Raw genomic sequence first — 3,580 nt, forward strand, 5'->3', positions numbered from 1 at the left:
CTTTTCATTTTCAGGCCAAAGGAGCGAGCTTTTTCCTTGATACTGAACAAGGTATGTCGAGAGAGATGAGCTACCATCTCATCCTGGGTAAGCTTGCCATAGTTGAGTTTAAGCCAGTCTATTTCTTCGGCTGTCCATCTATTTCCCCAGGCCATCCTCCACTCCCTGGCTGTGTTCTTCCAGCCACCTGTCGTAAGCTTCATGGTCCTTTATTGTACCGTACATAAAATACTCTGGATGCTCCTGCCGGCATTCCCACATCTTTTGATTATTCCATGAGACGAAGCCGCGGTTATGACTGCCGTCCGCAATCTGGGCGGCCAGCATTGCCTCTGGAGTCTTTCCGTGGGCCCGGGCATAGCAAACATACCGGGGATTGAATTTAGGTGCCTCTTTATTTTCCATCGTAATATTGTCCCAGCCAGTATTTGAATAAGCTGCTTAATATCTGGTCCGCTTTAGCGGTAATCTGCATGGTCTCCCAGAGGTTATATTCGATCGCTGACTGTTGTAGGTCTTGCTTGTTATCGTGCTCAATGTTTTTTGCCATGGCGTCCACCAGTTTATCGCCGGCTTTAGCGTTATCAGCTCCGATGGATATAGCAGCAATCATTTGCTCTTTATCGGAAGGCTGAACGCACATCGTTTCGATTAAGAATTTAGTACTGCTTAAGGTTTCCTGGCCGATTACGAACATCGGTCCGGAGTCCTCTAGCAGCTCCTCTTTGACGGCAGCCGGGACTTTCGGATTTTTAAGTATAGGCAATTCGTGGTATAACCGCTGTGCTTCACCACGGATAGCATGAACATTAACAACATGTCCCAGGACAGGATCAGTCATCAGTACCTGCTCTATTTCCTTGCGGAGAATATAGTAACAATCCGGTACCTTGCCGATGCAGCCGGGCATGGCCTCTACTACTATATCCAGTAAATCAGTAATGTCTGGAAACTGAATACGATGGTTAACATTAGCCTCAATGACGGTTATTAATCTCTTGATAGCTTCAGCCTGAACTGCCACCTGTATTTTAGAGCCGGGGATCTGGATTTTATTGGTAACCGTATCCAGTAGTTCATCGGTCAATGCCAGGGCATAGCATTCTTTTTTATGCATTTCTTTGCCATCATCCTTAGATATGGGGATATTGCATATTACCCATGTTCTAATAGCTTCCTCGCTTGCCTGGTTGAACTTATCCTGGGCGTCAGTTGGGAAATCTCCATTTTTAATTTTCGGCCAGGCTTTTACAACCACGCTGAAAAAGGCATCTTGGGCAGCCGAGACGATGGTTTGAAGTTGTTCCGTGGTTTTTCCAAAAAACTTATCCTTTGCCATATTTACCCCTCCATTTATTATTTAGTTTTTAAGATCTTTCTCAGTAGCTGGACCAAAATCAATAAACTTTCCGTTCTTGATTTTCAGTTCGGTCAATTCATTATCTGAATCATAATAGAAGACACGCCTATCACCGATACCGTATATTCGGTCTAGTTCTTCAACTGTGTTTTCTGCGGCATTAGTAATGGACATAAATCTGTCCCAGGGGCCAACATCATCTATCACGATCCTTTTTTCGTCGATAGAAATAAGAGCCCAGTGGGCCTTAGCACTGAATGGCATAATTATTAACCTCCTATTTTATTTCTATTAATCCATCGAAACTGGTATTGAACAGGGGTTTAAAGATCAGATTGGCAACTTTCTTACCAACAGGGCGGAAGAGTCCGCGGTCCCCGTTGTCTTCAACCAGGACGTGAGGAACTGTTTCGATCATATACAGCTTACCCTCCCGGCCCTGGCTGAAGAGGCTCTTGCCGTGATGTTTGATATGGTATGCTGTGGCGTTCTTGGCCTCCATTATTATGTTAGATAGCGGCTCTCCCAGGCCGTATTCGTCCTTCAGGACGGTATGGCCAACAACGGAGCCGGCCGGGATAGTTTTAATACCGCCTTTAAATTTCTGGATTTCCGCGCCCGGGACATTAATTTCTATCACCCTGGCTGCTTTGGGTCCATACTGGGTGGGAACATTTACCTCATCACCCAGTTTAAGATTATCCACCGAATAATAGGTATAGTATCGTTCGTTGTCGTTTGTAAACTGTACTTTTACCAGCATTAAGATACCCTCTTTATTTATTGCGCCGCAGCGCTTTCATTTCGTCCTCGAGATCCTTGCGGAGTATTTTCTGGCCGGCTTCCGATAATACCAGGAACTGGTGATTTAGTAGGCACATTAGCTTACTTTCAACCGAGCAGCAGGTACAATGCTTGGGCATGTTTTTAAAGATGCATACCATCGTATTCCTCCTATCCTAAAATAAGGTCGGATTCAGGTCCGCCTCTTCCTTTACTTTGGCTGCCTTCTCTGTCTCTTTAGCGGTCCTAGCCTTGGTCTTGCGGTGTTCTACTCGCTTCGCGTAAATCCAGGCTTTTAAATCATAGAGCATATTGATTTGTTGGTTAGTGAGTTTGTCCGTTTTTAAGTCCTCCGGTACCTCGGTCTTGGTTATAGCACAGGTCTTGTTAAATACATACATATAGATTTCAAACCAGTCATGGTCCAGTGGTGCCTCCAGGGAAGCGGAAGAGAGGTACCAGGCGGCCTCGGCATCCGTGCCGATCGGCGATCTGTTTTCATGAAGAGCAGCCATATTTTCTAACAGGCGCTGCAGGTTAATAGCCTCCATGATCGTCCGGGGCGGCCGGTCCAGGTTCTGGCCAAAGCAGATAACGGGATCGCATAGAGCGCCAACCAGATTATCGACCCAGCCTTCGGTCTGTTTGTCTTTTTGCATGGTCATAATAGCGACTCCTTATAGCATGCTCTGCATTAAATTTTCAGGCTTCTTATTTTGCAGTACCTCCTGCATTTTGATCCTGTCAATTACCACGGTTACAGTTTGGATGCCGGTCCCGGACTCTTTAAAAGCATCCGGTTCGTTCTTGGAATACCAGCCTCCCAAGTCTTCAACCAACGAGCGGAAGTATGCAGACTTTTTATTCTCGCGGAAGGTGAAGCCGGGGCTCATAATGCTGACCAGGCGGCCGCCGTGTCTCAGGAAGTTGAGGGCATGGCAGACATGGTCGATATCCTGCTGGTTTTCGAAGGGCGGGTTCATTAAAACTCGATCAAAGGCCAGGTCGCCGACATACGGTTGTATTTTCAGGAAGTCCACATGCATGGTATTGAATTCTTTCTTTCGTAATACCTCGACATTCTTCTCGAGCAGCTCAATACAGGTTATGTAAGGCACTCCGACTATCTTACCAACCATGTCGGCGATGGCGCCGGTGCCGGCAGAGGGCTCAAGTACCCTCATGCCGGGCCGGAGATCTGCCAGTTCGATCATTTTAGCAACCAGGGCCGGGGGAGTCGGGTAGAAGCCGAACTCCTGAGGCGGGATAATCACGCCGGTAGAAAGCAGATCGAGTAATTGCTGCTCCGGTCTTTCCAGGAAGACATGGCCGCCGTATTTACGGTTCCACTTGCCGCCCATAGCCTCGAGTACCTTATTGACGGACTCATAGGTCTTCCGGTCAAGCTGACCGGAATGCAGTTTAATCATGTCTCCT

Annotated in this window: 7 protein-coding genes; all 7 read right to left on the reverse strand. The window is 47.1% G+C overall.

Annotated elements, in window-relative coordinates:
* Nucleotides 1–138 precede the first annotated feature (138 nt).
* A complete protein-coding gene (locus tag PHI12_14110; GenBank protein ID MDD5511921.1) occupies nucleotides 139–405 on the reverse strand; it encodes a hypothetical protein in 267 nt (88 codons plus the stop codon).
* Entirely contained in the window at nucleotides 395–1,339 is a 945-nt protein-coding gene (locus PHI12_14115) for a hypothetical protein (GenBank protein MDD5511922.1), read from the reverse strand. The genes PHI12_14110 and PHI12_14115 overlap by 11 nt, the downstream gene beginning before the upstream one ends.
* Before the next feature lie 21 nt (nucleotides 1,340–1,360).
* Nucleotides 1,361–1,624: a hypothetical protein gene (locus tag PHI12_14120; protein MDD5511923.1), complete on the reverse strand. Its 264-nt coding sequence runs from the start codon at nucleotides 1,622–1,624 to the stop codon at nucleotides 1,361–1,363.
* Nucleotides 1,625–1,637: 13 nt separating this feature from the next.
* Nucleotides 1,638–2,123: a hypothetical protein gene (locus PHI12_14125; GenBank protein MDD5511924.1), complete on the reverse strand. Its 486-nt coding sequence runs from the start codon at nucleotides 2,121–2,123 to the stop codon at nucleotides 1,638–1,640.
* A 13-nt stretch (nucleotides 2,124–2,136) separates the two neighbouring features.
* Nucleotides 2,137–2,304, reverse strand: a complete 168-nt coding sequence (locus PHI12_14130; GenBank protein ID MDD5511925.1) for a hypothetical protein — start codon at nucleotides 2,302–2,304, stop codon at nucleotides 2,137–2,139.
* 15 nt (nucleotides 2,305–2,319) lie between these two features.
* Complete coding sequence (locus PHI12_14135; GenBank protein MDD5511926.1) at nucleotides 2,320–2,808, reverse strand: hypothetical protein; 489 nt, start codon at nucleotides 2,806–2,808, stop codon at nucleotides 2,320–2,322.
* A 12-nt stretch (nucleotides 2,809–2,820) separates the two neighbouring features.
* Nucleotides 2,821–3,580, reverse strand: a 760-nt coding sequence (locus PHI12_14140) for a methyltransferase (GenBank protein MDD5511927.1), incomplete at its 5' end; no start/stop codon positions are given.

It is taken from the genome of Dehalococcoidales bacterium (assembly GCA_028716225.1).
GTDB lineage: Bacteria > Chloroflexota > Dehalococcoidia > Dehalococcoidales > UBA5760 > UBA5760.

Excerpts from the sequence above, each read along its gene's own strand:
- PHI12_14110 (MDD5511921.1), bottom strand. The coding sequence starts at position 405 with ATGGAAAATAAAGAGGCACCTAAATTCAATCCCCGGTATGTTTGCTAT.
- PHI12_14115 (MDD5511922.1), bottom strand. The coding sequence starts at position 1,339 with ATGGCAAAGGATAAGTTTTTTGGAAAAACCACGGAACAACTTCAAACC.
- PHI12_14120 (MDD5511923.1), bottom strand. The coding sequence starts at position 1,624 with ATGCCATTCAGTGCTAAGGCCCACTGGGCTCTTATTTCTATCGACGAA.
- PHI12_14125 (MDD5511924.1), bottom strand. The coding sequence starts at position 2,123 with ATGCTGGTAAAAGTACAGTTTACAAACGACAACGAACGATACTATACC.
- PHI12_14130 (MDD5511925.1), bottom strand. The coding sequence starts at position 2,304 with ATGGTATGCATCTTTAAAAACATGCCCAAGCATTGTACCTGCTGCTCG.
- PHI12_14135 (MDD5511926.1), bottom strand. The coding sequence starts at position 2,808 with ATGACCATGCAAAAAGACAAACAGACCGAAGGCTGGGTCGATAATCTG.